This is a genomic window from Halostagnicola sp. A-GB9-2 (assembly GCF_030068615.1).
Taxonomy (GTDB): Archaea; Halobacteriota; Halobacteria; order Halobacteriales; family Natrialbaceae; genus Halostagnicola.
In genome coordinates this window covers 67,753-93,141 of the sequence record NZ_JASJOC010000012.1, presented here as the reverse complement: position 1 = coordinate 93,141, position 25,389 = coordinate 67,753, and the positions used below count along the sequence as shown (strand labels likewise).

General features: G+C 56.4%; 26 protein-coding genes and 3 pseudogenes. 12 read left to right on the top strand and 17 right to left on the bottom strand.

The window, feature by feature from the left end; translation table 11 throughout:
* The coding region (locus QNM96_RS19760; RefSeq protein ID WP_283838528.1) for an RtcB family protein at positions 1-414 on the top strand (414 nt) is incomplete at its 5' end.
* 106 nt (positions 415-520) lie between these two features.
* On the opposite strand, the gene QNM96_RS19755 is transcribed toward QNM96_RS19760, so the two are convergent.
* Both QNM96_RS19755 and QNM96_RS19750 read right to left on the bottom strand, forming a co-directional pair.
* The gene (locus QNM96_RS19755; RefSeq protein ID WP_283838527.1) at positions 521-961 is read right to left on the bottom strand and encodes a universal stress protein; all 441 of its coding nucleotides are present in this window, start codon (positions 959-961) and stop codon (positions 521-523) included.
* 251 nt (positions 962-1,212) lie between these two features.
* Positions 1,213-1,416, bottom strand: a complete 204-nt coding sequence (locus QNM96_RS19750) for a dodecin family protein (RefSeq protein WP_283838531.1) — start codon at positions 1,414-1,416, stop codon at positions 1,213-1,215.
* Between the two features lie 180 nt (positions 1,417-1,596).
* Between QNM96_RS19750 and QNM96_RS19745 the strand changes: the two genes are divergently transcribed.
* Complete coding sequence (locus tag QNM96_RS19745) at positions 1,597-1,860, top strand: hypothetical protein (protein ID WP_283838525.1); 264 nt, start codon at positions 1,597-1,599, stop codon at positions 1,858-1,860.
* 164 nt (positions 1,861-2,024) lie between these two features.
* On the opposite strand, the gene QNM96_RS19740 is transcribed toward QNM96_RS19745, so the two are convergent.
* Together QNM96_RS19740 and QNM96_RS19735 are read right to left on the bottom strand one after the other, a co-directional pair.
* Complete coding sequence (locus tag QNM96_RS19740; protein WP_283838523.1) at positions 2,025-2,444, bottom strand: universal stress protein; 420 nt, start codon at positions 2,442-2,444, stop codon at positions 2,025-2,027.
* Positions 2,445-2,490: 46 nt separating this feature from the next.
* Positions 2,491-2,901, bottom strand: a complete 411-nt coding sequence (locus tag QNM96_RS19735) for a universal stress protein (RefSeq protein WP_283838521.1) — start codon at positions 2,899-2,901, stop codon at positions 2,491-2,493.
* Positions 2,902-3,114: 213 nt separating this feature from the next.
* Here QNM96_RS19735 and QNM96_RS19730 point away from each other — a divergent pair, with 213 nt between their 5' ends.
* Entirely contained in the window at positions 3,115-3,576 is a 462-nt protein-coding gene (locus tag QNM96_RS19730; protein WP_283838520.1) for a DUF2267 domain-containing protein, read from the top strand.
* 351 nt (positions 3,577-3,927) lie between these two features.
* Here the strand turns inward: QNM96_RS19730 and QNM96_RS19725 are convergent, their stop codons facing one another.
* Positions 3,928-4,185, bottom strand: a complete 258-nt coding sequence (locus QNM96_RS19725; protein WP_283838519.1) for a hypothetical protein — start codon at positions 4,183-4,185, stop codon at positions 3,928-3,930.
* Positions 4,186-4,369: 184 nt separating this feature from the next.
* Between QNM96_RS19725 and QNM96_RS19720 the strand changes: the two genes are divergently transcribed.
* Positions 4,370-5,368 (top strand): universal stress protein, encoded by a 999-nt coding sequence (locus QNM96_RS19720; protein ID WP_345782549.1) that lies wholly within the window; start codon positions 4,370-4,372, stop codon positions 5,366-5,368.
* 45 nt (positions 5,369-5,413) lie between these two features.
* On the opposite strand, the gene QNM96_RS19715 is transcribed toward QNM96_RS19720, so the two are convergent.
* Positions 5,414-6,151, bottom strand: coding sequence for a ZIP family metal transporter (locus tag QNM96_RS19715; RefSeq protein WP_283838517.1), 738 nt, complete (start codon positions 6,149-6,151; stop codon positions 5,414-5,416).
* A gap of 64 nt (positions 6,152-6,215) precedes the next feature.
* Positions 6,216-7,034: a ribose-phosphate diphosphokinase gene (gene prs, locus QNM96_RS19710; RefSeq protein ID WP_283838516.1), complete on the bottom strand. Its 819-nt coding sequence runs from the start codon at positions 7,032-7,034 to the stop codon at positions 6,216-6,218.
* 180 nt (positions 7,035-7,214) lie between these two features.
* Here prs and QNM96_RS19705 point away from each other — a divergent pair, with 180 nt between their 5' ends.
* Positions 7,215-7,856: a dienelactone hydrolase family protein gene (locus QNM96_RS19705; protein ID WP_283838515.1), complete on the top strand. Its 642-nt coding sequence runs from the start codon at positions 7,215-7,217 to the stop codon at positions 7,854-7,856.
* Between the two features lie 14 nt (positions 7,857-7,870).
* Entirely contained in the window at positions 7,871-8,887 is a 1,017-nt protein-coding gene (locus QNM96_RS19700) for a sulfite exporter TauE/SafE family protein (RefSeq protein ID WP_283838513.1), read from the top strand.
* A gap of 185 nt (positions 8,888-9,072) precedes the next feature.
* On the opposite strand, the gene QNM96_RS19695 is transcribed toward QNM96_RS19700, so the two are convergent.
* Entirely contained in the window at positions 9,073-10,314 is a 1,242-nt protein-coding gene (locus QNM96_RS19695) for a cation:proton antiporter (RefSeq protein WP_283838511.1), read from the bottom strand.
* Positions 10,315-10,906: 592 nt separating this feature from the next.
* On the opposite strand from QNM96_RS19695, the gene QNM96_RS19690 reads away from it, so the two are divergent.
* Together QNM96_RS19690 and QNM96_RS19685 are read left to right on the top strand one after the other, a co-directional pair.
* On the top strand, positions 10,907-13,612 hold the full coding sequence (locus QNM96_RS19690) for a calcium-translocating P-type ATPase, PMCA-type (protein WP_283838509.1): 2,706 nt from the start codon (positions 10,907-10,909) through the stop codon (positions 13,610-13,612).
* A gap of 579 nt (positions 13,613-14,191) precedes the next feature.
* Complete coding sequence (locus QNM96_RS19685; protein WP_283838508.1) at positions 14,192-14,713, top strand: pyridoxamine 5'-phosphate oxidase family protein; 522 nt, start codon at positions 14,192-14,194, stop codon at positions 14,711-14,713.
* A 131-nt stretch (positions 14,714-14,844) separates the two neighbouring features.
* On the opposite strand, the gene QNM96_RS19680 is transcribed toward QNM96_RS19685, so the two are convergent.
* The 3 genes from QNM96_RS19680 to QNM96_RS19670 all read right to left on the bottom strand — a co-directional run bounded on the left by QNM96_RS19680 (position 14,845) and on the right by QNM96_RS19670 (position 16,145).
* Positions 14,845-15,243 carry an amphi-Trp domain-containing protein gene (locus QNM96_RS19680; RefSeq protein WP_283838506.1) on the bottom strand — a complete coding sequence of 133 codons (399 nt, stop codon included), beginning with the start codon at positions 15,241-15,243 and terminating at the stop codon, positions 14,845-14,847.
* 40 nt (positions 15,244-15,283) lie between these two features.
* Positions 15,284-15,712, bottom strand: a complete 429-nt coding sequence (locus QNM96_RS19675; RefSeq protein WP_283838504.1) for a universal stress protein — start codon at positions 15,710-15,712, stop codon at positions 15,284-15,286.
* Between the two features lie 145 nt (positions 15,713-15,857).
* Complete coding sequence (locus tag QNM96_RS19670) at positions 15,858-16,145, bottom strand: amphi-Trp domain-containing protein (protein WP_283838502.1); 288 nt, start codon at positions 16,143-16,145, stop codon at positions 15,858-15,860.
* Positions 16,146-16,447: 302 nt separating this feature from the next.
* Between QNM96_RS19670 and QNM96_RS19665 the strand changes: the two genes are divergently transcribed.
* Positions 16,448-16,777, top strand: a complete 330-nt coding sequence (locus tag QNM96_RS19665) for a bacteriophage holin (protein ID WP_283838501.1) — start codon at positions 16,448-16,450, stop codon at positions 16,775-16,777.
* A gap of 87 nt (positions 16,778-16,864) precedes the next feature.
* Here the strand turns inward: QNM96_RS19665 and QNM96_RS19660 are convergent.
* Both QNM96_RS19660 and QNM96_RS19655 read right to left on the bottom strand, forming a co-directional pair.
* A pseudogene (locus QNM96_RS19660) lies at positions 16,865-17,206 on the bottom strand (transposase); the annotation flags it as partial.
* A 361-nt stretch (positions 17,207-17,567) separates the two neighbouring features.
* On the bottom strand, positions 17,568-18,185 hold the full coding sequence (locus QNM96_RS19655) for a GAP family protein (RefSeq protein WP_283838500.1): 618 nt from the start codon (positions 18,183-18,185) through the stop codon (positions 17,568-17,570).
* Between the two features lie 495 nt (positions 18,186-18,680).
* On the opposite strand from QNM96_RS19655, the gene QNM96_RS19650 reads away from it, so the two are divergent.
* Positions 18,681-18,974 (top strand): GYD domain-containing protein, encoded by a 294-nt coding sequence (locus QNM96_RS19650; protein WP_283838499.1) that lies wholly within the window; start codon positions 18,681-18,683, stop codon positions 18,972-18,974.
* A 300-nt stretch (positions 18,975-19,274) separates the two neighbouring features.
* On the opposite strand, the gene QNM96_RS19645 is transcribed toward QNM96_RS19650, so the two are convergent.
* Complete coding sequence (locus QNM96_RS19645; RefSeq protein ID WP_283838498.1) at positions 19,275-19,679, bottom strand: hypothetical protein; 405 nt, start codon at positions 19,677-19,679, stop codon at positions 19,275-19,277.
* 1,324 nt (positions 19,680-21,003) lie between these two features.
* Positions 21,004-21,129, bottom strand: a complete 126-nt coding sequence (locus QNM96_RS19640) for an antitoxin VapB family protein (protein WP_283838497.1) — start codon at positions 21,127-21,129, stop codon at positions 21,004-21,006.
* A 95-nt stretch (positions 21,130-21,224) separates the two neighbouring features.
* Here QNM96_RS19640 and QNM96_RS19635 point away from each other — a divergent pair, with 95 nt between their 5' ends.
* Both QNM96_RS19635 and QNM96_RS19630 read left to right on the top strand, forming a co-directional pair.
* Positions 21,225-21,683 (top strand): hypothetical protein, encoded by a 459-nt coding sequence (locus QNM96_RS19635; protein WP_283838496.1) that lies wholly within the window; start codon positions 21,225-21,227, stop codon positions 21,681-21,683.
* Positions 21,684-21,957: 274 nt separating this feature from the next.
* A pseudogene (locus QNM96_RS19630) lies at positions 21,958-22,686 on the top strand (hypothetical protein); the annotation flags it as partial.
* 247 nt (positions 22,687-22,933) lie between these two features.
* On the opposite strand, the pseudogene QNM96_RS19625 reads toward QNM96_RS19630, so the two are convergent.
* Both QNM96_RS19625 and QNM96_RS19620 read right to left on the bottom strand, forming a co-directional pair.
* Positions 22,934-23,726, bottom strand: a pseudogene (locus QNM96_RS19625) (IS6 family transposase).
* Positions 23,727-23,982: 256 nt separating this feature from the next.
* Complete coding sequence (locus QNM96_RS19620) at positions 23,983-25,152, bottom strand: HAMP domain-containing sensor histidine kinase (RefSeq protein WP_283838495.1); 1,170 nt, start codon at positions 25,150-25,152, stop codon at positions 23,983-23,985.
* Positions 25,153-25,389 lie beyond the last annotated feature (237 nt).

Below are 25,389 nucleotides of genomic sequence, written 5' to 3'. Positions count from 1 at the left end.
ACGGTGCTTGTTCACCGAAAAGGGGCGACGCGAGCGTTTCCGGCGGGACGACCGGAGATTCCGGAGGCGTACCGCGATGTCGGACAACCGGTTCTCATTCCCGGCAGCATGGGGACCAGTTCGTACGTCCTTTCCGGCAGCGACCGATCCCTCGAGTTGACGTTCGGGTCGACCGCGCACGGGGCCGGGCGAGCGATGTCTCGGACCCAGGCGAAGAAGACCTACGGGTCCGGCGAACTCCAGCGCTCGCTCCGGGGCCAACACATCTACGTCAAGGCGCGTTCGCGGGGAACGTTAACCGAGGAGGCACCCGGCGCCTACAAGGACGTCGACGAGGTGATCCGAGTCAGCGACGCGCTCGGAATCGGGACAAAAGTGGCACGAATGCGACCAGTTGCTAACATCAAAGGCTAATAGCGTGTTGAAAACAAGCTCTCCACCGTGGGAGCTGGACGCGTCCTCAACGCGACCTCATCTAGTACGAATCCGTTCCGAAGAACCATGACTGGTTCGCGGTCAGTCACCGAACGATCGTTACCGGGACCGGTGCCCGCCGCGTTACGGTTTCGGCGACACTTCCGAGCAAAATTCGTGTGGCACCGGACCGACCGTGGCTGCCCATAATGATGTGGTCGGCATCGTTCTCATCAGCGTACTCGAGGATTGTTCGAGCGGGCGGTCCCGTTTCAACCGCGGTCTCGAGGACAGTCGTGTCGAGGATTCCCGAGTCGTCGGCTCTGTCAAGCGCCTCTTTACCGAGTTCTTCACCGCGTTCGACGGCCCGCTGGTGGGTCTGCGCGTCGTAGTACCCGCCACCGCCGTAATCGCTGTACACGCCTTCCATTGGAGCGACAACGTGTAACGCTGTGATCGTCTCGCCGTCGTAGTTCGCGACCGCATGGTCGAATGCCGCCCACGATTGCGGTGAGCCGTCGAGCGGCACGAGTACGTGCGTTCCCATACCAGGTGAACGTCGCGAGAGTACAAGAAATTCGCCCGGTCGAACCGTACGATCAACGGTTGCTGGCAGATCGGACCGTTAAAAAGGGTGCCGGTGTCGAGCCGATGATCCAGGGAGAGACGCTCCCATCGATCGCGATGAGTATCTCTTGGTACAGTAACATAGATATTGAACCGAGGAACCGGGATTTCCTCGATGATCGTGCTGGCGGTATTCCGGTTGATTATCGCCGCAGTTGTACTGCTGAACAGTCAGTGTTCGACCGGGAACGTGATTTCGGTCGTCGCCTTGTACTGAACGATTTCGTCGTCTTCGACGTTCGCCGTCCAGTTTTCGACGCGAATACCGGAGATGTCGTCGACCGACTGGCTCGCTTCGCGGAACGCTTCGTGAGCGGCGTCTTCCCAGGATTCTTCTGACGTTCCCATAACGCGGATGACTTTGACTGCCGTCATAACAATCATCGTACCACTATCTCCATTATAATCCCCACTCACACTGATCGTGATGTTCGTGTCCGGACAAGAGTCAATATCTAGTAACTAGCGGATGTTATACGGAAGCGACGCTTCAATCTCTCGGAAGGCGATCCGAATCGCCGCGAGATTCAATACGGCCGAACAAGTACGAAGAGCGTGCCATCCGAAACTCCATCCCGTTCAGAGACTGATCGCCACTCGGATTCCGCCGGTGACGAGCAAGTATCGACCGCGAAGATAATCGAGTCGATTCGCACCGCGCCGGTTCCCGTCGTGAACACTCAGTACATTGCTGATGAGTGTGACGTTTCGACCGACGAACTATTCGAACGGCTTTCCGAGATGGTTGAAGACGAAACGCTAGGGCACCATCGAATTGAGGACCGATGGCACCTCTGGTGGCTCGCGCACGAGAACTGACGAATGAGTGGGAACGGACAGCTGTCGATAGTGTAACTTCGATTCGGTTCTCACTGATTCGACTGTCCATCGCGAATCGCCATGTTGGTCGCTATCAATCAATGTCGATCGGCAAAAAGAATTCTCCCGCTCAGCCAATAGAAAAAATGAACTACCGCCGTCGCTCACGCGGTTAACACCGGTCGATTCGCCGAACGGACGATGCGCTCGGCGACGCTGCCGATCTTGCCGGCGCGAGCGTGGCTCTGGCCCTGATAGCCGATCACGATGAGATCGGCGTCGATTTCATCGACTACTTCGAGGGCTTCCTCCCAGGGCCGGCCGTGACAGACATCCCACGTGCACTCAATGCCAGCGTTATCTGCGCGATCCCCTAACTCCTTGAGCATCTCTTGCCCCTGATCTTCGAGTTGATCGAGTACGATCTCAGTGCTACTCAACGCCGGTTCTCCGTAACGATGTGTCTCCACGCAGTACAACGCGTGAACCCGAGCGTCATATCGATCTGCGAGGGCCAGGGCGTGTTCGACGGCGCGGTTTGCGGGATCGCTTCCGTCGGTCGGGACGAGGATCGTGTCGTACATCGGATCCGCTCATATACCTTTCATCGCGATTTTCGATACGTTTCGATCAGGCCGTAATCACTGGCCGTCCCGCGTTCCGAACGACCCGTTCGGCAACACTACCGAGTTCTGCACTGGGGCCCGCACCGAGACCGCGATTGCCGAGGATGACGAGATCGGCCCCGATGACCGCGGCGTAAGCGGTGATCTCTTCGTCGGGGCGTCCGCTTCGTATTTCGGACGTGACGTCGACGTCCGAGAGGGCGGCGACGTCTTCGAGAATCTTCTCACCGTGTTCCTTGAGTTCTTCGAGGACGCCACTGGCTTCGGTCAGCACTGCCTGTCCGTACCGCGTCGTATCGACGATGTAAATCGCGTGAAGGTCGGCATCGAACGACGAGGCGAGGTCGGACGCGTGGTCGACTACGCGATTTGCGGCGTCGCTTCCGTCAGTTGCGACGAGGATCGTGTCGTACATGGACGTGATTCCCTCACGCTCGGATCAAATATATAGTTTCCAAAGGTCAATCGATCTACCAAACGCCTCTTTTTGTCAGATCTCACTGCTACGATCGGATCTAAATTACTTTCTACGCGTGCAGCGACCGATCGCAGCGCAACTTCCGAAGAGGCCAATTGGTACTGACGGAGGGGGTTTATGCTGCTAAGCGGTGTGGTATCCTCGAGTCCCATGAATTTCGACGAGTTCACCGGCGAGGTTCAGCACCGCCTCGAGCTACCAGGAACTGGCGAAACCGTCCGCGCGATCAGAGCCACGCTCATGACGCTCGGAGAGCGGATTACGGAAGGAGCAGCCGAGGATCTCGCGGCATCGCTCCCCATGGAGATTCGCTGGTACATGACCGGGTCCGTTCATGGACACGGCCAGCGATTCGATTGGAAGGAGTTTGTCTCGCGAGTGAGCGAGATCGAAGGCTGTGACCGGCCTGAGGCCGCGTACCACGCTCGCGTCATCGTGGATCTCGTTCGTACGCAAGTTCCCTCGTCCGATTTTCGGCAACTCCGCGACCAACTCCCCGAAGATCGACGGGACGAGAACTGGGAGAAACTGTTCGAAGTCGTCGACGCCGGCGGCTGGGGTGACGCCGAAGAGGCACAGACTGGCGGTGGGCCGCAATCCGAGAACGAGTGATTGTGGTCCGATCTGCGAGCCGATACATACGTTCATATTTCGCTTCCGAGCACACCAAGAAGTTCGAGGCAGCACGAACCGCTTTCGAATGATCACGTGTCCGCGGCATCCCCTGTCGACCGTGGAAATACTCTCGGGATCGGATCCTCTGAAACCTTCAATGAGACGAACGCCGATGATCTGATCGGTGTGCGAGCGTCTCGTTCACGAACTGCCGTTCGACTCCAGACGCTCTTCGTAAACGAAATACAGATTCCAGAGATTGAATCCGCCTCCGTACTTTTGTTCGATACATCGATCGTACAGCGGAACGAGGTCCGTTCGCGGCTCGTCGAACGCGGGCTCGACGTCCTACTCTACGTTCCACTCACGACCGTGAAACCAGAGTCGGTCGCCGATGGCGTTGAAAACGCTCCGTAACATTTCGCGAGTTGTCTCTGGCTCTGTCCCGTACACTGTCTCATCGGGAGTGGTCGCATAGGTGGCCACGATCGAAAGTACCCCGCCACGAAAGGCGTCGGTGCGAGAGAGATAAACGCTCGTCGCACCCGCTTCACGCAGGTGACAGACGAGTTCGTCGGGCGTCGTTGCGAGCGTGCTCCGTTTCACTGGTCTAGAGGCGGATTTTCGATGCATGATTGGAACTCTCTCGTGCCGTAGGTAAACAGCGAGAGGTCGCAAGGCCCGATGTGACCGAACGTCGACTGGTTCATGGTCTGTGGGAGTGAGGACCACGATGCGAACGAAATAATTGCGACCCGTCGAACGACCGCTACCGGACGACGGCAATCGTATGGGAATTGCTTCGATGAGTCGCCTGCGACCCGACGAACCGCGACCGGCGTTGTCGGGAACGGGACGACTACCTATTGTGGTCGTTTCATATGATCAGCAAACGTACTGGCTGATGATCCGGATGTACTCAACCATCCTCGCCCCGGTAGACGGTAGCGGCGGTTCCAACGGAGCGGTGATCCGAACGCTCGCCTTTGCACGGAAATTTGGGGCGACCGTACACGTTCTTCACGTCGTCGAAGCCAAAACTGGACCTGCCGGTCTCGATCGTACACAGCGTGAAAGAATACGCCGACCATTTGAAAAGTGGGGACGGCGGGCCACTGCACGTATCCAGGAACGAGCTTCAGAACTTGGTATCGATGTGACCCGAACCGTTCACGAAGGAGTTCCGTATCGAATCATCCTCGAATACGCGGACGAGCACGACATCGATCTGATCGTCATGGGAACCCACGGTCGAACCGGGGCCGAACGAGTAGCGCTCGGGAGTACAACCGAACGCGTGATCACCCTCGCCGATTCCCCGGTGCTAGCCGTTCCGTTGACGGACGAGGATGGTGCCGACATCGACTCGATCGAGTACGCCCGCGTCGTGATAGCCACGGACGGAAGCGACGTCGCTGAGCGCGCCGCAGAACGCGGTATCGAAATCGCTGAGGCATATGATTCAGAAGTGTGCGTTGCCTACGTCATCGACACGATGACGTACAATCTCGAGGACTCCCCGAGGAGTATAATCGGACTGTTGAAGCAAGGCGGACAGAACGCGGTGGGAGCGATCGCCGCCGAAGGACGCGACCGCGGTCTTTCGGTGGGAACTGACGTTCTTCGAGGTGTCCCTCACGACGAGATCATCGAGTACGTCGACGAAGTCGGTGGGGATATCGTCGTACTGGGAACCAGGGGACGAGGCGGTGCAGCGGGAGACTTGATCGGAAGTACGACGGCCCGTGTCCTCCGGCGAACGTCGCATCCGATACTTACGGTCGGGTGAGCAGCAACTGCTAGTCCTGTAAGCGAACTCCACCGCGAACGGTCGCTACGCCAGAACGTAGAGGAGGGCGATTCCCAGAACGAACGCAACGAGCTGTGCGGTCGCTCGACGGGGATCCGACTCGTCTTTAAACTCTGGGATGAGATCGCTCCCAGCGATATAGACAAAGTTCCCGGCGGCGATCGGGATCAGGATCTGGATGAGACTGGTTACGGAATCCGCGAGCATAATGACGAACGCAGCCCCCAGAAACGCCGTCAGTGCCGAAACAAAATTGTACGCGATAGCCTTGGTACGCGAGAATCCGCCGTACACGAGCACACCAAAGTCACCAATTTCCTGCGGAATTTCGTGGGCTGCGACCGCGACCGTCGTCGCGATGCCGAGCGGTATCGAGACGAAGTAACTCGCGGCGATAATCATCCCATCGATTGCGTTGTGGACGCTGTCTCCCAGGAGAATCATGTACGGTAGTTCGCTGACGGGAACCTCGTGTGGCCGGTGGTGGTGATGCCAGAAGATGAACCGCTCGACGACGAACGCGAGGAAAATACCGCTCAAGAGGTGTACGCCGGTTGTCGTATCGAATCCGTATTCTGCGACGTGTTCCGGGAGAAGGTGGAGGAACGTCCCGCCGAAGAGCGTTCCCGCCGCGAAACTGACGAGGTACGTCAACACCGTCTGCAGTCGCTCTTCTCGAAGGGAGAAGAAGAGCACGCCGACGAGCGCGAGCGAGCTTACGAGAGCGACGCTCCCGAGAATGTACGCGATTTCGTGGGTCATATTCGTGCAGTAAGTTCGTCATAGGGTCCGGTCAGACGGGCACGTCTTGTGTTTGGAGTGTCGCTCACTCGAGTACGGTCTGAATGAGGGGTTCAATAGAGACGTTCCCCGCGTCCGTCTCGATCGTATTCGTCAGGTAGAGACCGTCGTACGCGCCCTGAACGCGTTGGATGCCTTCGTCGAGCACACCGTGAACCGCTGCTGCGACTACCGTATCCGCACCCTGGCTTTTGAGTCGATTGTAGGCCGCGACCATCGTTCCGCCGGTCTCGATGAGATCGTCGAACACCAACACGTTCCGTCCCTCGACGTCGAGTTCACCTTCGAGTTCGACCTCGTAGGCACCGTTCCGAGTCTTCTCGTAGCTGGGAATCCCAAATCGATCTACTGCGCCGAGATCCGGGCCGACGACGATGTACTCGTCGAGATCGGCGTTCACTCGTTCTTGAACGAACGGAAAGGCATGCAGGTGGCTCACCGGATACTCCGTGATCCAGTCACGATGGCTGAAGTGGGGGTCGATCGCGTACACCTGTCGAACGGGATACCGCGTGACGTGGTCTAAGAGCGCTCGAGCGTAGTTCACCGTTCCTGAATAGAACGACTTGTCCTGCATGCCGTAGGGCACGTAGGTGAAACAGAGGGTGATCAGGATGTCGTGTTTCGTGAGTAGATCGAGCAGTCCGTACAGGTACGCCAGTCCTTGGTTCGGCCGCGGCTGGCCCGAGTGGACAAGGAGTGCGGATTCGATGTCGGCCACCGATTCGAGCTGGACGTACACCTCGCCGTCAGGAAACAATCGAGACTCGTTCTGGGGATGCGAGTCCAGTCGCGCGGCGTCGAGGTCGAGATGCTCTGCTGTGGGTGTAACGATGGTTTCCATGGAGGCGAGCCGTCACTTCGACGTTCGATTCCGAGCATCAAGTTCGTTTCCGTGCTGGCGCCCACGTCTGCTGAAAGTCAATCAGGGTGAAGTGTCGCCGGATCGTCGCGCGGAGACCGAATCCGATCGAAGTTCGGTTGCCCCTCCAGACTCAATAGCGTGGTCGTCGAACCATCAGCAATGGGAACGAACGTAAACTTGATCGTCACGGTCACCGTCGATGAGGTCCCGCTCGAAGGAGAGTTGATCGTGCCGGACGGTGCGACCGGTCTCGTCCTGTTCGCGCACGGAAGCGGCAGCAGCCGACACAGTCCGCGCAACAACTTCGTCGCCGAACGGATTCGCGAGCGCGGCGTCGGAACGCTGTTGTTCGACCTGCTCACCGAGGCCGAGGATCGAACGTACGAAACGCGGTTCGATATCCCCCTGTTGACCGATCGGCTCGTCGGCGCGACGCGATGGGTTCGCAGCCGCGAGGACACTGCCGACCTGAAGATCGGCTACTTCGGTTCCAGTACCGGGTCCGCGGCGGCACTCCGCGCCGCGGCACGACCCGAAATCGAGATCGCGGCCGTCGTCTCGCGCGGTGGTCGCGTCGACATGGCGGAAGATATCCTCGATCAGGTATCTACAGCGACGATGTTTGTTGTCGGTGGGAACGACCATCCCGTTCTCGAGTGGAACGAGGAAGCGCTCGAACTGCTGGCGGGGGAAAAGTCGCTCGAGGTCGTTGAAGGCGCGTCGCATCTCTTCGAAGAACCAGGCGCACTCGAGTCGGTGGCCGATCACGCCGCCAAGTGGTTTTCGGAGTACTTGTCATAATTTTTGAGGAATACGTGGATCACCAAGCAGACGGACCGGACACAGGACCGAGGGCGTCACAGATCCCTTCAGAGGCGCCCCCTCGCCGAATCGGCGTCGAAGCGGAAGCGTTGGACCGCGAGCGAACGTCGGTCGAACGGATGCGGTTGCCGAGATCAGCACTTCGGCAGTTCGTGCTGCTGGGTGCGATATACGTCGCGATGATCGTTGGATTGACGCTCTTGTTCGACGGGGAAACGCAAACGCTCCCCCTCGTCCCGGTTGTCGTCCTCATCGCGTTTCTCCTCGAAACGACGGATTCCGCGGCAGGGATGGGATTCGGCACGGGGCTCGCACCGCTACTGTTCGTTCTCGGGTACGACCCGCTGCAAATCGTACCCGTCCTATTATTATCTGAAACGCTTACCGGGCTTGTGGCTGGCGCCGTCCATCACAACGTCGACAACGTCACGTTCTCCGTGCGCCCGCTCAACGAGGAGACAAAACTGCTGCTCTTGCTCGTGGGGTTCGGTTCCGTCGCGGTGCTTGGGTCTGTGGTACTCACGTATTATGCCCTCAAACTTTCAGACGCAACCATCAAAACGTACGTTTCGTTCCTCGTGTTGACGATGGGAGCGATTGGATTGTTGCGCGCGAAGTTGCGAACGAGAATCGAATACAGACCTCGGCGGCTCGTCGCGTTCGCGCTGCTGGCCGGTGTGAACAAGGGGATCGGTGGTGGGGGCTACGGACCCGTCGTCACACTGGGGCAAATCCTCTCCGGAGTGTACGAAAAGAGCGCCGTTGCGATCACGACGCTCGCGGAGGGTATCGTTTCGATAGTCGGCGTGTTCTCGTTTCTTCTCTTGTTGTATTACGGGGTTCCGATCGATCTCCGGCTTCTCCCATCGGTCTTTGCCGGTGGCTTTCTCGCAGCGGTGGTCGCTCCCTACGCGGTCCGAGTCGTCCCGAACGCGATCTGGCGCTACCTCATTCCGATCTACGCGTTCGTAATCGGTATCATGGGACTCCTATTCGGTTTGAATATTTGACTGCCATTGGCCCTAACTTTATGAGAATCTCGTTTGATTCCCGAAACAGTAAACAAAATGCGTTGGGATTGAAGGAGACAGGTTTTCAACACGTATCACAGAACACGAGGCTCTGACTAGCCCCTTGCAAGAATCCAAAGGAGTGGGCATACAGCCCGTATAGGTCTCCACAATTGTCTTGGGGGTCACAGCCGTTCAGCGTCGCCGACCAATTGACCATACCACAACGTAAACAGTGTCGACGTGGCGCCGTGAGCGAGGATGGAACCAGCTACAACAAGACTGACGACAGTCCAGATGATCTCGCTGCCCGTTTCCCGGGCCGCCAGGGTTGCGTAGAATAGGGCGGTTATCCCAATCGGCCCAAACCAGCCGACGAACAGCGTATCTGCAGGATAATTCAGGGGCCGGATTGCCGGCCGGAGAGCGAACATCATCGGGAGTCGCCGAACCAGCAAAACGGCGACGACGAGTGCAAACCCCCGCCATCCCAGAGACGCCCATTCGCTCCAGGGAAGTACCATCCCAAAGATGACGAACACGGGGATAGTGAATAGCCGATTGAACACCTCTTCGACTTGTTGCTCCTTGGCTTCGTCCTGGGGATCAGACTGCCAGTTGTAGGTGAATCCCGCCGCGAAAACGGCGAGGATACCGTTGAATCCGAGAAGTTCGGCACTTCCAAGCACCGTGAAGGTGAGTGCGACCGTAACGGTAAGCACGGATGTCTCTTCCATGAGACCAAAGTTGCTCAGCCAGTCCTCAAGTCGACCGACACCGGCACCGACGGCCAGGCCAAAGACGATCGCTCCAAGCACTTCCAGCGGAATCGTCTCCGTCGCCCACGTCGCGAGGGCGGAATCAAGCGGCTGTGCGAGAAGAAGGATGGCGATGACGACGAACGGGTGGGCCCCGCCATCGTTTGCGCCAGCCTCGGCGGAGAGCAGAAACCGTATCCGCTCTGGAATGTTCTGCGCTGCGGTCTCACCGACGACGATCGAGTTCGCCAAAACCGGATCCGTCGGTGTAATTGCAGCGCCGATTAGCAGAGCAACCCAGAACGGGACGGGGAGTAGTGTGTAGGTTACGAAACCGCTCGCCAGCCACATCACGAGCATTCCAGGACCGAGGAGCGCTGCCATCGACACAGCGTGGCGTCTGAAATACGTGGCCGGGAGACGAAGCGCAATACTTGTCACTGCAAACGCAACGGTTATCAATGAGATCTGCTCGATGAAAAAAAGCGGGTTACTAAGGACGGGCAGCGGGAAGATGGTGAACCCATGAGGACCGACGGCGATTCCAAAGAGAACCGCGAGGATCGACTCGGCGGGGAGGTACCCCCGGCTCTGTAGAGTCCCTGCCGCCAGACTGAGAGCCAACGTCAGGCCGCCAATCAGCACGAGCATCAGGTACAGGTCCCACATGAAGCAGATAACACAACGAGTGGAGGATGCATAACAGACACGCAGGGACGGTGACGATCTCGGGTGCTGCCATCGAGAAGAAGTCTACGAACGACTGTCTCGAACTCTGACTCGCCAAGTGATTAGTAAGCCCTCGTCGAAAGAGACACGCATGATGAACACCGAAAAAATTTGTCACGTCGGAATCTTCGTTAGCCTGTTAACATTGAGCGTTGGAGTTGGTGTAGATGTGGTATGGGGGACATCTTTTGTCGATTTTCTGCTGATCGTCGCAGGGCTCTTTCTCGGATGGGTGACGTTCATATACTGCCTTGGTCAATCGCCCGTATGGGGTGAGTGAGACGAACGAATGAGTGTTTTCTACCAACCCGATGAGAGCAGATACAGAATTCGGGATAGTCATGCTGTCACACACTCGTGTTTCATGACCCCAGTTTCCGTCAACGCACGTAGGGTCGGATCGCAGCAGTTCAGTACCGGTGATTTAGAGTACGAAATCGAGTGCTACACTACGATGATAGCTCGAACCGAACGATGGACTCGCAGATTGGACGCCGCTCTGTTGTACACGTAGCACCCGCACCAAAATCACATGAGCCAGCACTCGAGTGCCGATCGATCGGCCGAAACGCCGTCCGTTACGGAAACCGACGAGCGATGGCACGCAATATCGCTCGAGAACATCTACAAGACACTCGAGACCTTCCCGGGCGGGCTCGATGATGCTGAGGCAAGGCAACGACTCGCTCGATACGGCCGGAACGAACTCGTACTCGAGGATAAAATCTCTCCGCTTCGCGTCTTTCTCGAACAGTATACTTCAGCGCTCATCTGGCTGTTGGTCGTCGCGGCGGCGGTAATGCTGTTCGTCGGCCACTACTTCGACGCCGGCGTGATACTCGCGATCGTCGTTTTGATCACTCTCTTCGGCTTCGTTCAGGACTACCGAGCCGAACAGAGCATCGCCGCCCTCAGGGAACTGGCAACGACGGACGCGACTGTCCTCCGAAATGGAGAACGGACGGAGATCGATGCTCGGAACGTAGTTCCTGGGGACGTTACGATGATCTCCGCCGGTGATGCCGTTCCGGCCGACGGCCGCCTTCTTTCCGAGTCAAACCTCAGCGTCGACGAATCCGCGCTCACGGGTGAAAGCATGGCGGTATCGAAACGTGCGGCTGCCCTCGCCGATGAGACTGCGCTTGCGGAGCGGCGAAACATGGTCTACAAAGATACCGTCGTTACTCGAGGATCAGCGATGGCCGTCGTCGTCGAGACTGGATCAAATACCGAGATGGGATCGATCGCTCGGGCACTCGAGTCGGCACAAGTCCGCAAGACGCCGTTTCAGACCGAAATGGATCAACTTGGGAAATCGATCGGAGTCGGTGTCGTGCTGGCGGTCGGCGTCATCGTCGTCGCGGAGTTACTCGTCGGTGAGACCGACCCACTCACGATTTTTCTCACGGCTGTCAGTCTCGCCGTCTCGGCGGTTCCGGAAGGACTGCCTGCCGTGGTCACACTTTCACTCGCCCTCGGTGCCCGACGGATGGCTGCGAAGAACGCCCTCGTGAGACGGCTCTCGATCGTCGAGTCCCTCGGCTCGGTCGACGTTATCTGTACGGACAAGACCGGGACGCTCACCGAAGAGGAAATGACCGTCCAGCGGGTGTACGCCGGAGACGACGTGTACGGGATGGCGGGAAGTGAGCATGAGGTCGTTCACGGAACGTCTCTCGATGAGGGTCAACTACACTTGGATTGTGTCGCCGAATTGTTCAGATGTGGCCTCCTGTGTAACGATACCGATGTTGGACGTCGTGAAGGTGGCGAACGATCGTACTTAGGGGACCCAACCGAGGTAGCGCTGTTCGTCGCTGCGCAAACGATCGGGATCGATCCGGATGCGTGTCGGCGTAGATATCCCAGGGTTGATGGAATCGAGTTCACGTCCGAACGAAAGCGGATGACAACGGTCCACGAGACGCCCGACGACGAGACGGTCGCATACGTGAAAGGCGCTCCCGAAGTCATTCTTGAGCGATGCGATCGAGAGCTGATCGACGGCGAGGTTCGACCGCTCTCGACGGAACGACGGTCGGAGGTTCACGAGCGAATCGAGACGTTCGCAGGAGATGCGTTGCGCGTGTTGGGATTTGCGTATCGAGCGGTTGACGATGTCTCGACCCCGATTACTGAGGAGATAGAAACCGATCTCGTGTTTCTAGGGTTACAGGGAATGCTCGACCCGCCTCGACCGGAGGTTCCAGCGGCGATTGAGGGGTGTCAAGCCGCGGGTATCAGGGTCGTCATGATCACCGGCGACAACGCAATAACCGCTCGTGCGATCGGTGACGAGGTCGGCCTCTCGGACCAAGTTCTGACCGGATCGGAGGTCAGCGAGATGGAAGGCGACGAGCTCCGCCAAGCGCTCCACAACGTCGATGTATTCGCTCGAGCAGCCCCAGAGCACAAAGTTCGAATCCTGCAAACTCTTCAGGAAATGGGACACACCGTTGCGATGACTGGTGACGGCGTTAACGATGCACCGGCGGTCAAGAACGCGGATGTCGGTATCGCCATGGGGATTCGCGGAACGGACGTCACCGAGCAAGCGTCAGATATCGTTCTGCTGGACGACAACTTCGCGACGATTCGGAACGCCGTTCGCGAGGGACGACGTATCTTCGACAACGTCCGGAAGTTCGTCAATTACCTCCTCTCGGGGAACGCAGGGGAAGTGCTGTTAGTCTTCACCGGAGCCATCGCCGGACTCGGCCTCGTTATCACCCCTATTCAGATTCTCTGGATCAACCTCGTTACCGACGGCGCACCCGCGTTGACTATCGGTGTTGACCCTGAGGCCGACGACGTGATGGAACGATCGCCGCGACCGATCGACGAGAGCGTAATCACAGATCGCATCGCAACGTCGATCGTCGGCATCGCGGTCTTTATGACGGTTACTATCCTGCCGCTATTTTACGTTCACCGCGCGAACCTCGAACTCGCCCAGACGATGGTGTTCACCTCGTTCGTTCTCTTCGAGATGGTTCGTATCCAGGCGATCCGATGGCGGTATAATCTGGGTCTTCTCTCGAATCCTTGGCTAGTGATCGCAGTGGTCGTCACGCTCGCGTTACAGTTGGTTATTCTGTATACACCGATTGGCGTTCTCTTCGGTGTAGTTCCACTCGAGGGAATCCACTGGCTGCAGATTGGCACAGGGGTCGTCGCATTCGTTGTTTTGATGCTTCTATTTGTTCGGATTCAAGACCAGATCTTCGATCGGTATTGATTCGGTATCGCTCATTCCATGCGCAGTTCGCTGCCACACTGTACAGATTCTGCAACAGCAACTACGCTCCCCTTCACGGATCTCTTCGGAGGCAAGTACTCGAACCCACGGAAATCGCCGGTAGTTACACAGAACCAAGGAGAAAGCCCACGACTAAAGTCGTGGGTGGATGTCAAGACAGGCTAGATCCAGCGTTTCTCACTCTAAATACAGATCCACACATTCGAGTTATGGGTCGGCGATTCACGCTGTCACGAGCGATCGTTCTCCGGGCGAACTCTGAAACCAGTTCGTAGAAGCGGTAAGTCCGAGGCTGCCGTTCGTATCCCGGTGATCGTCAACGTGATGACTCGTGCACCTCACGCATCGACGGCCGTGGAGAGCGCAACCATCGTCTCAATCCGAATCCCAGCGGAATTGACCGGAGGGCGCGATCGTTCTCGTCGCGAGCGCTCCGGTAATCAATACGGAGTGTGCGGTGGACCAGTCGTACGAACGGTGGACAGATCGATCTGGTGTTTCTTCCGGTACATCGGGGTCGTCCGGGGTACGTTATACGCCGATTTCCGTGTTCGGTTTATGGTGGTTGGAATCGTACCTCGAGTCGAGATGACCGTCGACGAACTCGGTACGTACGGGATCGAACGGATGGACGGCGAAGCCATCGAGCGTTTTCTCTCGATTCGGAACGTGGGAATTCTCGGACTCCCCGCGTCGGGGGCGCCGTATCTCCTCCCTATGTCGTTCGGGTACGACGAAGGATCACGCCTCTACTTCTCGTTCCTTCTGGGAGGACAAAGTAAAAAAGCGGAGTTCGCGGACCGTTCCGACGTCTCCAGTTTCCTCGTCTACAACGCCGAGACAATGTTTCACTGGCAAAGCGTCCTCCTCGAAGGGACGATTCGACGGCTGCCAGAAGAGGAACGGTCGGAGCTCTCAGCGACACAAATCCCGGCGTGGCAGCCGGAACTGATCCAAACAGCAAGCGAGCAAGATGAAACCCGATTTTACGAGTTCGAGGTCGAAGAGTGGACGGGCATCAGTCACGCCATTCGACCACCCGGGTACTACGAGCGGTCGAGTAGAGACGCCACGGAATGAGATGGTTTTCTCCAGTGTTGTTGAGATCCTCTGCGAGTGATAGATTTGTCACACTTAGTTATCAGATAGATGGTATATGCATCACTAATTGCTCGGTACCGTGTCCCACTGTGACACAGGATATGGGGAGGTTACTCTTGGATGTCTAATGTTCCCTCCTCGGCAGTGGTGGTTCCCCGCCGCCACACCAGTTCAAACTCGATACTCTGTTTTGCCTCTGTATCGCCTTGAGACCAGTCCGATTCGCCTTCGAGTTTAAATGTCACAGACTCTGTCGGGTTCAACTGTGCTTCCGTTCCTCCGAGATCGAGCATGTTCCCACCGTTATTAAGTTGGTTGGCCAAGTCTCGGAGGTGCGTACTGATCCCCGTTCGCGTTTTCTGCTCTTCTGTTTCGAGTTCTCCGACCAATAACGTCTGTGGACTGAATGCTTCTGAGATACTTTTGGCTACTGCAAAAGCGAAGTCAGCACTCATACCGTAGGTAAACTTATCGCGAGTATCGCAGCCAACGCTGAATGATGAAACCATATTACATTTCCGAGGAATGTTGACTGAGTCACATATAGACCTACCGTACAATTATTACGGGGATCGGCGCACGCTTCGATACCATCTCAGCGATGTTTCCGACGAGAAATCGGTGAGTTGCACGACTCCAGTCTTCGCCATGGGCTCCAAGCACAATCGTATCAAAGTCATCAGCTCGGTCGAGGATATTCCTAGCTGGATGACCGGTCCCTACGACCGTGACGATTTCGCGATCACGCTCGTCAGCGATTTCATGAGCCCGTTCGAAGACCGGCTCGGAACGTTCGGCAGCGGCTTCATTCAGGTCATCTTCGAGAGCAAGACTCACTGCGTCACCCATCATCATCGAAGGAACACCGACGACGTGTAAGACGGTAACTTCGGCGTTGGGATGGTTCACCAGTGCGTATTCGAGAGCGTGGCCAGCATGTTCGGAGTCGTCCATCGGAACCAGAATTCGTGAGAGCATGCACCGAACGACGTCATCTAGCACCCTAAGTATCACTGTCAGACAGCTTCGGAGAGATGCGTGAAGATCTAAGCGGCTCTATTGAAACACTATTGTGGAGACATTTATTCTCGTGGATCCATCGCTGACTACGGGTGCTAATTGATCACTCGATTTTTAATTGACCGTTCCGACCGTTCCCCTCACTGCCGTTCTCGTCCCATTCGAGTTCGAACTCAATGCTCAATTCACCGGGCCCGTCCGTTGGTCCTTCGCGTTCGGCTTTGACCTCAAACGTCGGGCGGGCTGGCGGCTCCATCGTCACGGACTCGGAACCGGATTTTAGCGTGATCGAATCTCCTTGTTCGAGCTTATCAGCGACACTGCGAAGATACGATGCAATTTCTTCTCGGGTCTGGTCGCTCTCTGATTTGAACAGGACTTCTTCGGGCATATAGAGATAATACATCGCCTGCACCAATAAGTTGATCCTCTATATCTTGCACGCTGGTTCTGACAACTGTTCGGCAGCTCGTTGCGTCTCTGCAAGATGGATAGCACGGATGTGGTGCGGATTCTTTCTCGGTATTTGACGGATCAGATCGGTCAGTGCGGAGAAACATCGTTCACCAGTCCGCACCGTCACACTGACGGTAATTTATCCGATAGTGTCGTTATGGTATTATATACAGGGTTGCCATGCGTCTATGTGAGCCGACCGAAACACCCCGCTGTCACGGCTCGAGAGGTGTTAGTATGAGCAACTGGATCAGAACCAAAGGGAAACAACAAGATTCCGAGACGATGCAAGAACCGCGCCAGACCACGATTTCGGAACCATCTCGACTGGAGCCAAATGCGTTCGGATTGGCGTGTGGGATATTCTGGGCTGGCGCGGTGGCGGCCATCGGTCTCACTGCTCGAGTGGGGTGGGGAAAACGGTGGGAACAGCTACTCGCGGACATGTACCGCGGCTTCAACGAGACCAGAACCGGACTCATCATCGGTGCTGGCTGGGCGTTTGTGGACGGGTTTACCAGTGGATACGCTCTCGCTTCGTTGTACAATCGCTTCCTGCCGGATTGACGCTCAGAACTTGCGTACCGTTTCGGTTTCCGACGCGCGTCAACAACCCCGACCTCAAGGGTCGGGGCTTGTCAGTGAACTTCCGCTCTAACTGCTGAGTGCAGTAGGTCTGAAACGACCGTTTGCGTTTATCGTTCCTGACTTCAGGGCTAGTTGACTGGTATCCCGTCCAGCACCAGACTTGAGCCAGTTCTGGACAAGACGCGACGCCACGTTTCGAGCAGCATTGTAATCCGCATGGAGTTCCTTTCCGCAGTCCAAGCACTCGAACTCGTCACCATCACGGTTGTCCTCATGCGTGAACCCACATTCGCCGTGACTATATCACTGCGGTGTGTACTGCGGAGCGACCGTTTCGACTTCGGTGCCGTGTTCTTCAGACTTGTACTCGACTTGTCGCTGCAGTTCTCTGAACGCCTACTGCTGGAAGATTCAGACGACGTGAACGAACCTCATAGACTACAGGGCGAAACTACGGTGAGTCAACGATCGTCAGGAACGTTCGAGATTCCCCACTGGGATCAGCAATTGCTCGAAGAAACCCGCGAGCCGCTGTCGACAGTCGGGATAACGAGGGACGACTTGCGAGGCCTGTATGGCGACGTCAACGAGGTTGACCCGTGAAGTTTCTCTTCGGCGCCGCGATGACTGGGATCGGTGGACTTCCGGAGTGGCTGCTGGCGATTGATCTGCGAACGCGGTGCTGGTTATAAGGAATATCTCAAGTCGCACCTCGAGTCCGCCGTAAGCACCGATGTGAACACTGTCGTAGTCGCAGTGGGTGATATTCCTAGCCGAGAAGGTTGTTGATAGTCATCCCGACGAATAGGAGGAGCACGAGTTCGTTCACGATCCACGAGTGCGTGTTCATCCAGGTGCGAACCGTCGGAAGGAATGCCTCCGCACGGTCACCGATCGTCAGCAAGGCCAGCGACGGAAGAGCCAAGAGCAACAGCGTCAGCGAGACGAAGCCGAGCGCGTACCACAGCGGATCGCCGTGACTCGCGAGGTAGGTCCCGACGGTGATCGACGTGAGGATGTCGGTCGGAAAGAATCCCAACAACAGGAACCCGAGTCGAAACGAGAACCGCGAACTCGCGGTTTCCAGTTTTCCCATCCACGTCGGTGGTTCGGATTGCTCGCGCTTCAAATAGACGTTCACCATCGCGGCGAGGAGGACGGCGAGCACGAGCAGATGGAGGGGGCGACGTGACCCTCCCTGATGGACGACGCCGCTGCTGAAGTAATACGCGAGCGTGACGACGAGACTGATCGAGAGGGAGGCACCGAAGACGAACGCGGCTGAATTCCGTCGCCAGTTCTCGCTCGTAGCCAGAAAGATGGCGCTGAGGATCTGCGGACCTGCGATCATGACGAATATCAGGGGTAGAATTACGAGAAAATTCATACCTCGAGACCCCCTGATGAAGACTCGACCCGTCGATCGCTACGCGAGGCCGTCGACCTGCGACTGGTAACGGCGGTCCGGAACTCGCGGATCGAGTTTCGGCTGGGATCGACGGAATCCATCTGACGTTCGTTCGACTACACCGTCCACCGATATTATTTCTCGCCTCGAACTATCTATCCGGTGGAATCACGAGTGGCGGGCACCCGCCGAGTGGGAACAACGGGCCGTCACGGGAACCGAGAAACACCCGAGGTAGACGAATACGGGTCACGCGACCGTCCGGCGAATCGAGCGTTTGAGGATCTCACGACCAGCTCTACGCCGGCTTGAGGGAGTATCCCGACGCCGACGACCAGCGCTTCGTCGGGCGGGTACCTCGCCGGCGTATTCGCATTGAGCGTCAGCGCCAGCGCAAGAGTAGCAGCAGGAGACGGCCGAATACACGCAGCAGATGGGGGTCATATGTCGTCTGGCGGTGGAAGAACCGATGCAATGCCATCATACATTACGCTGTGGGAATACACCCATCAGGGCGTCGAAAACATCAGAGAGAGTCCAGATCGGATAGATGAAATCGAAGAGATGTTCGAGGAGATGGGTGGCGAACTCCAGGATTTTCACATGTTGATGGGTCAGTACGATACGATCACCATTAGCGAGTTCCCGGACGGCGAAACGGCGGCGCAGGCGATCCTCGCCGTCACCGAGCAAGGCAACGTCACCTCGGAGACGCTGAAGGCGTTCTCCCGGGAGGCGACGCGAGAACTGATCGACGGACTCCCGTAAGTGCCCCCGGATGGGGCCGCGATCAATCGTCGGTTCCGACGAGTGGGACACGAACGCGGATCTTGGTCGTGCAGGCCGCTGGCGGCTGGTTCACCGTGGTTCGAACACCGGTTCATTTGCTGTCTCGTACTGTCGGCCGTGGTGAACATATGCTCTGAGTCGGTCACATCACTTTTGACAGAAACCGGGTAGTTCGAACCGCCTGTGCTGAACTCACAGCGCGACTGTGGCACGAGTCGAAGGGGAATCTACGAAGGGGAGTGAATTATCAGTAAAGAAGAGTGTTGAAACACTTCACTTTCAAGCATCGTTCGGGTCACGGTTCAAATTGGTGAGCGCGTCGAGTGCAATAAGAAGGTACAGTACGCCGAAGCAACGAATCGCCTGTACGAGTCCCTTGTTCCATTCGATACGCTCTGGTTCCTCGTAAGAATAGTTCGCACTAATACGAAGTGCGCGTCGCGGGAAGAAGAGGGCAACAGCACCCGCCAATCCCAGGAGATACAGAGACATCCGATACACCTTTCCTCCGAATACGCTGACGAGCACAATTAGGAGTCCCTCTGCTCTGATCGCAGGAATGAACCAGGGCTTCACGTTGACCGCGTCAGGGTTCTTGAGAGCGAACTGTTCATAGAGGTAGCGAATCTTCGCTGGGAACAATGTGATGATGACTCCGATGAGACCAATAATTGTTCTGAACATGTGAAAATAGTACGTCTCGTACTGTTTTAACTGCGCCCCTATCGGGGCCTGCCGAACTCGGACACTTGAGAGCGGTCAAACGCATAATAGACAGGTCTACTGATCGGCTAATTCACTACAATATGACTAGAAGAAACCACGTCGGTTTGCTGTATCTATCCTCTGTAGTGAGCAGTGGTTCCACGAAAATAGGTGTCTAATGAATAGAGTTTCAACACAGCCAGGGAATGGGAATGATATTGAAACGAATGGTCAATCAAACAATATTCGAGAGAAAATGGTTCTATTACTATCTTTGACAATGATCGCTTCTGTTACCGGGCATCTGCAATTTGGCTTATCTCCCCAAGAGGCGTTCATGCCACTCTTGGTCATTTTAACCACTGTCTCTTCTACATTATTGAATATGTGGATGACTGGGGGTTAAGTAACGATCATCCACTGTCTCAAAAATTTCTATATTTTAATAGCTATTCTCGCCCTCATGGTATTATCAGTACTTCACAAAACAACTCGACAACGCCGAGGTGTTCGTGAGATTTTCCGCTAAATAGTAAGTAACTAGGAGGATACTTGCTTGCGTTTCAGACGGACCCTTTTGGGTCGAAGCAAATCATACTCGCACTGTTCCCTATCTCTTCGTTAGTGGTTTTGTAACGCTCTGGGACGCCTATCTCACAGAACGCACGCGGCTGTATGCAGGTCGGTTACCGGTGGGTATGTTCCTCGAGTGGTCGTTAGTGATCACAAAGATGGACAGGAGTTGAAGGGTATCCTGAAGACAACAACTGTCACTAGAGTCCACAACCCATCGATTCTAGTCATCCTCCTAGAAGAAGCTCTGTAAGAATTCCATCCACTCTTTCGATGAGATACGCACTTCAAACTAGATAGAGAGGCGGAATACCCGCACCACTGTGCGCGGGGCTCAAAGTAAAGTGATATTGTGGACATTGGTACATGCTCAAAATATACACAGACCACTTAGACTGGTTCAACAATTATGTGTTCTTGGACGAGATATGGCTGCTTTGCACGCCCCTCCTCGTTGTACTGAATAACGCCTACGAGTCGTTCGACAACACCGACATGGGTCACGAAGAAATGATCGACCATGCCACCGAAATTGCTAACGACTGGTTCGCAGAGAGTCTCGCCGACCGTATTACGACTGCAGAAGACACCGATACCGTTGGCATACCGTCTCAAAAACAGACCTTGAGAGCCATCTCCGAACCGCTGGCTACCCGACCATTACCCCACTCTCAGAAACGTCCTACGACCGCACCGACTTCACAGCCCCACTCGAAGACGAATGCCCACCTTACTCACCACCCTCCTCGAGCAATCGCTGGATCACATCGTCGAACGTTTCGCCGGGGTTCTTGCGCCCGTTCAACTCGCGCCAGGTCTCGGTGGAGATTTGGACAGTCGTAATATCGTCGGCCATATCCCAGCAAGCCCCGCCGACCAGTATAATTCTATTGAACACCGGCGACAACAATCCTATAGAACTATAGTACTATACCAACGACCTAGAGGAAAATGAGAGATCAGCGAACAGTTCACTTGACCCCGAAAACGCTAGCTGCCCTCACCGCTCACACCAACGGCGATCTCGAGGATGTCCTGCAGACACTGCTTCCAAACTCCGAACACACAATGTCCGACTCATCCGAGACCACTGACGGCGAACCGCCTTACGAGGCGTACATTACGACCCTCGAAGGAATCGACACGCTCGCGTACAACCTGCTGGCAGCAATCGACGATGACGAAGCCCTTGACGACACAGCCAAATCGCAGGCGAAACGGCGGGTACGCGAAGTCCGAGCAGAGATTGACCCACTGCTGTTGGCGTTTCGCCACCACGCTGGGGAGACAGGCGATATCCAGCTGCGAACTCGCCGTGGCCCCGGGTCGGAAAGCCACCTCGGCCCGGACCCCGGTGCCTTCGAGGACGCCAGCGAACCCACTGACACCACCGAGAATGACGATGAGTGACACCACCACCAAAACCGCGCTCGTCAACGCGGCCACACCCGATGCTCGAATCTGGCTGCAGTGGCAGATTGACAGCGGCTAAACAATGACCATGAGGGGAACCGTCATCGACGACGATATTCATCCGGCTGCCGGCAACTAATCTCCGGTTCGTCGTCCCACATCAGTTGCGAACCCATAGCCGTCGCCATCTTTGACCCGGCGGGCTCCCACCCGAGCCACAGCAGCGATTGGTCGCTGACTACCACACCGTACGATTCCACCCCTGAGAACGATGTCTGCACCCACTATCTCGACGACCGAACAGCTTCCAGACCACCTTGCCGAGCGCTTCGAGACCCTCGAGCAGCGTATCGACGAACTCGAGAGTGACCGCGAGCACATGGATGACCGTATTAGCGACCTCGAGAGCCAACTCGAGCACAAAGAAAAGCGCATCAACATCCTCCAGACTGACTGTGAACGTCTTGCTGAGCGGACAGCCTCGCTCGAAAAGCGCGTCGACGACCTCGAGGACGAAACCACGCATCTCGAGAAGTTGACTGAGGCCGCGCTGAAGAAAGCCACTACGAACAAGGAACGGGTAACCGAACTGCAATCTCGCGAATTCGAGAAAGGCGCGCACCTCCGTGAAGAAACCGTCGACGAACACGCTGTCGACGTCGTTGATGGTCGCCTCGAGCGAATCACGAAAGACGAAAGCAAGACATATTACCGGCTGCCCGAGAGCGCGGACCCACTTGATCGAGGCGAGATCTCGCTCGCCTACGGGGACTTGCTTCCGGTCCAGCAGTTGGCCCGGATGGACGAGGAGATGCGCCGCTCGGCTGCCAGTACGGTGCCGACGCGGTTGGCAGCGAAGCTGTGGCAGGCCCGCAGCGACGACAGCGTCGGTGACAGTCCCTGGGAGAACGGTTGCCGGGAGATCGCTGAGTATGTCAAAGCCAGTGATCTCAAGCATTGGATTCGGAGACAAGAGGCTGGCATCAGCGAGAGTTACGCGGGCACTGTCTAGATAAGGGAAACCGCAAGACACTGAGACGATGAGTGCGTGAAAAAACTGTGACACCACTGTCTAGTTAAGCTCTTCTGGAGTAGGGCGACGTTCAAGCAGCCTTCACGGCACCTTTGCTGAAAGACGGAATACTCAATCATCGTGAGGAGTGTGCTGAAGTAGTCGAATTTTCGCTGCTCGTCTATCGCTCCCCACTCATATCAGAAAATAGATGGTAGTGTCACAGGGGCACTGTCTAGCTCAGCACCTCCTCAGCTGGTGTTCGGCCATTCAGCGCTTGATTCGGTCGATCGTGGTTATAGTGGTGTCTGAAGCGTCTGAGCCAGCGGCGTGCGCTGGCTGGACTGCCCCGCCAGAACGAGTGAAAGCGGTCAATCCGCATTGAGACGGTCTGAAACCACTTTTCGACGTGGTTTCGGTCGCTGTAGTCGAGCTGACCGCTCAATTCGTGGCGGGCGAGGGCAGTCAGATAGCCGCCAGCATCAACAAGAAACTCTGTCTCGTCAATATCGTGTTTCTCGGTGAGTTGATGCAGGAACGCCGTCCTCAGAAATCTCCGATTTCTGATGGGGTGCACGAGAACTGTGTTCTCGTGAACGCCGCGGGGTCAGTCCCGCGGTGGCTGAAGACATCGATTTCGAGCAACAGCTTCGAGTCTGTTTCGATCGCGGCGTACAACCACTTTTTCTCGCCGTTTACCTCGATCTGTTTCTCGTCGACTGCGACCCGCGACGGCTGCGCCGTCCTCAGAACGCTTTGCGTTCTGATGGGCCGCACGAGAACTCCGTTCTCGTGGACGTCGGCGGGTCACTCTGGGCCTCTGAGAGTTTGTGCGTCCAGTTCCAAACTGCGCCGTGAGAACGCTCAACGCCGAATAATTCGAACACTGCGACGACCTCCCGAACCGACAATCCCATCGAATGCAAACGCACCCCAAACACCCTGACGGGTGTCGGGGTGCGCTCGTTCTCCCAAACCTCATCACAGTCCACGTCTAAGGTCTCTCTGAGCAGGTTGGCGAGTTGCATGGACACTTCTCGCCACCACCTGATCATTCCTCAAACTCTCATCTAGACAGTGCCAGCCTGCTAAATATAGAGGATGAGTTCAGCACGAAGGCTTTGTTCGTTTCACACTGAAAGCGGTGAACCACCCATTCAGTACATGTGCAAACTGAATAGTTGCGAATGCACCTCGAGCAGGGGTTGTAGGTGTCGTAGACGGTTATGCTGTAGGCCGCGGTCCTCTGAGCCTTCACAGTTCCCGATTTCGGTAATAGCCGTGTTATCGAGCGGCGGCCGGCCCGCTATCCCCTTTCGTCGAACGGATTAACTCAACCTTGAACTCGGTACCAGTAGCGCCGGTCTCGGCAATCTCTATGCCGCCGCCATACCGCAACAGCAACTCGTGGACGAGATACAGGCCGAGACCGTGGTTGGCCTCCACACTTGACTCGAACAACGATGTCTGCTTGGACTCTGGGATGCCGGGCCCATTGTCTATCACCCGAACCTCGACGGTATCAGCCCGCTCCTCGACGGCCACCTCGATCCTGGACGTCGGGCTGTCGTTGTGTTCGATCGCGTTCGAAAACAGGTTTCGGAAGACGCGAGGGAGGAGGTCGTCCGCCCTGACGGAGATATCATCCGGGATGCTTTCCGTCACCTCAACCTCCGCCTTTGCCTGTACCTTCTCCAGTTCCTCGGTCAGCACCCGCGACAGGTTCCGCGCTTCGAGAGAGTTCTCTCCCTGTATCGACGCGATGAGGACTTGTACGTCAGTGATGATCGTGGCCATCTCTTCACTCTGCATGTAGATGGTCGATAAGGCCTTTTCTTGGGTGTCTTCGCTCTCGAGGCCGAGCTTGGCGTACCCTCTAATGATGTTGACGTTGTTCAGCACCTCGTGACGAAGCACACTGTTCAGATACACCAGCTGGTCGGCGTGATACTCGGCAGCGGCCCGCTCCGTTCGAAGGTGCTGGTTGAGGTGTGCCTGCTCGATGGATCGCGCCTCGACGGTTCCGACGACCGCACCGCCAGTGCTGCTGGTCGCTACGACCGACATCACCCACCCGAGAAGGAACTCGATGCTCATTTGGTTGGCCAAGAAGCCAATCATGGGGGCATTAAGCAGGAGGAGAAACGCGACGCCACAGAGCATCCAGACAGCCGCTCGCGGATACCGCGACGGCGAGGTGTCCCTACGCCGCAGGAAGACGCCACAGAGGACAATGACGGCGCCCAGTGTGCCGTAGAAGCCGGCGTTGATAGCTCCCATTACCGAGAAGAAGTCAGTGACGCTATTGAATAAGAGAAAATAACTGTTCCCGGCGAGGAAGATGCAGATGCCGACCACGTAGAAGATGCGTGGGCCGGCCCGATGCATCGACCGGTGAAGGAGGCCATTTTCTCCCGTCTCCTCACTACCTATTTGTTCGGTGAACTCATCCATTTATTATGACACATGCGAGTTCTACAAACCAAGAGGAGAAAGGTCTGATGGCGGATTATCCGTGATTTGGCTTGACAAATGATATCCTTTTTAGCTGAATTGAGGCGCTAAGCCCCCTTCCTCAACGAGCGTCGAAGGCGCGAGTAGGGAGGGGATACAGCGCTGCACAGTTCTCAAACGTGTTCGGTAGCAGGACTACAAACCCACGCACTCGGTAGCTTTTTGCGTTAGGGTGTC

Coding starts and splice junctions, on each gene's coding strand:
- QNM96_RS19755 (WP_283838527.1), bottom strand. CDS start 961: ATGGGAACGCACGTACTCGTGCCGCTCGACGGCTCACCGCAATCGTGG.
- QNM96_RS19750 (WP_283838531.1), bottom strand. CDS start 1,416: ATGACGGCAGTCAAAGTCATCCGCGTTATGGGAACGTCAGAAGAATCC.
- QNM96_RS19740 (WP_283838523.1), bottom strand. CDS start 2,444: ATGTACGACACGATCCTCGTCCCGACCGACGGAAGCGATCCCGCAAAC.
- QNM96_RS19735 (WP_283838521.1), bottom strand. CDS start 2,901: ATGTACGACACGATCCTCGTCGCAACTGACGGAAGCGACGCCGCAAAT.
- QNM96_RS19730 (WP_283838520.1), top strand. CDS start 3,115: ATGAATTTCGACGAGTTCACCGGCGAGGTTCAGCACCGCCTCGAGCTA.
- QNM96_RS19720 (WP_345782549.1), top strand. CDS start 4,370: ATGGGAATTGCTTCGATGAGTCGCCTGCGACCCGACGAACCGCGACCG.
- QNM96_RS19715 (WP_283838517.1), bottom strand. CDS start 6,151: ATGACCCACGAAATCGCGTACATTCTCGGGAGCGTCGCTCTCGTAAGC.
- prs (WP_283838516.1), bottom strand. CDS start 7,034: ATGGAAACCATCGTTACACCCACAGCAGAGCATCTCGACCTCGACGCC.
- QNM96_RS19705 (WP_283838515.1), top strand. CDS start 7,215: ATGGGAACGAACGTAAACTTGATCGTCACGGTCACCGTCGATGAGGTC.
- QNM96_RS19695 (WP_283838511.1), bottom strand. CDS start 10,314: ATGTGGGACCTGTACCTGATGCTCGTGCTGATTGGCGGCCTGACGTTG.
- QNM96_RS19690 (WP_283838509.1), top strand. CDS start 10,907: ATGAGCCAGCACTCGAGTGCCGATCGATCGGCCGAAACGCCGTCCGTT.
- QNM96_RS19685 (WP_283838508.1), top strand. CDS start 14,192: ATGGTGGTTGGAATCGTACCTCGAGTCGAGATGACCGTCGACGAACTC.
- QNM96_RS19680 (WP_283838506.1), bottom strand. CDS start 15,243: ATGGTTTCATCATTCAGCGTTGGCTGCGATACTCGCGATAAGTTTACC.
- QNM96_RS19675 (WP_283838504.1), bottom strand. CDS start 15,712: ATGCTCTCACGAATTCTGGTTCCGATGGACGACTCCGAACATGCTGGC.
- QNM96_RS19670 (WP_283838502.1), bottom strand. CDS start 16,145: ATGCCCGAAGAAGTCCTGTTCAAATCAGAGAGCGACCAGACCCGAGAA.
- QNM96_RS19665 (WP_283838501.1), top strand. CDS start 16,448: ATGAGCAACTGGATCAGAACCAAAGGGAAACAACAAGATTCCGAGACG.
- QNM96_RS19655 (WP_283838500.1), bottom strand. CDS start 18,185: ATGAATTTTCTCGTAATTCTACCCCTGATATTCGTCATGATCGCAGGT.
- QNM96_RS19650 (WP_283838499.1), top strand. CDS start 18,681: ATGCCATCATACATTACGCTGTGGGAATACACCCATCAGGGCGTCGAA.
- QNM96_RS19645 (WP_283838498.1), bottom strand. CDS start 19,679: ATGTTCAGAACAATTATTGGTCTCATCGGAGTCATCATCACATTGTTC.
- QNM96_RS19640 (WP_283838497.1), bottom strand. CDS start 21,129: ATGGCCGACGATATTACGACTGTCCAAATCTCCACCGAGACCTGGCGC.
- QNM96_RS19635 (WP_283838496.1), top strand. CDS start 21,225: ATGAGAGATCAGCGAACAGTTCACTTGACCCCGAAAACGCTAGCTGCC.
- QNM96_RS19620 (WP_283838495.1), bottom strand. CDS start 25,152: ATGGATGAGTTCACCGAACAAATAGGTAGTGAGGAGACGGGAGAAAAT.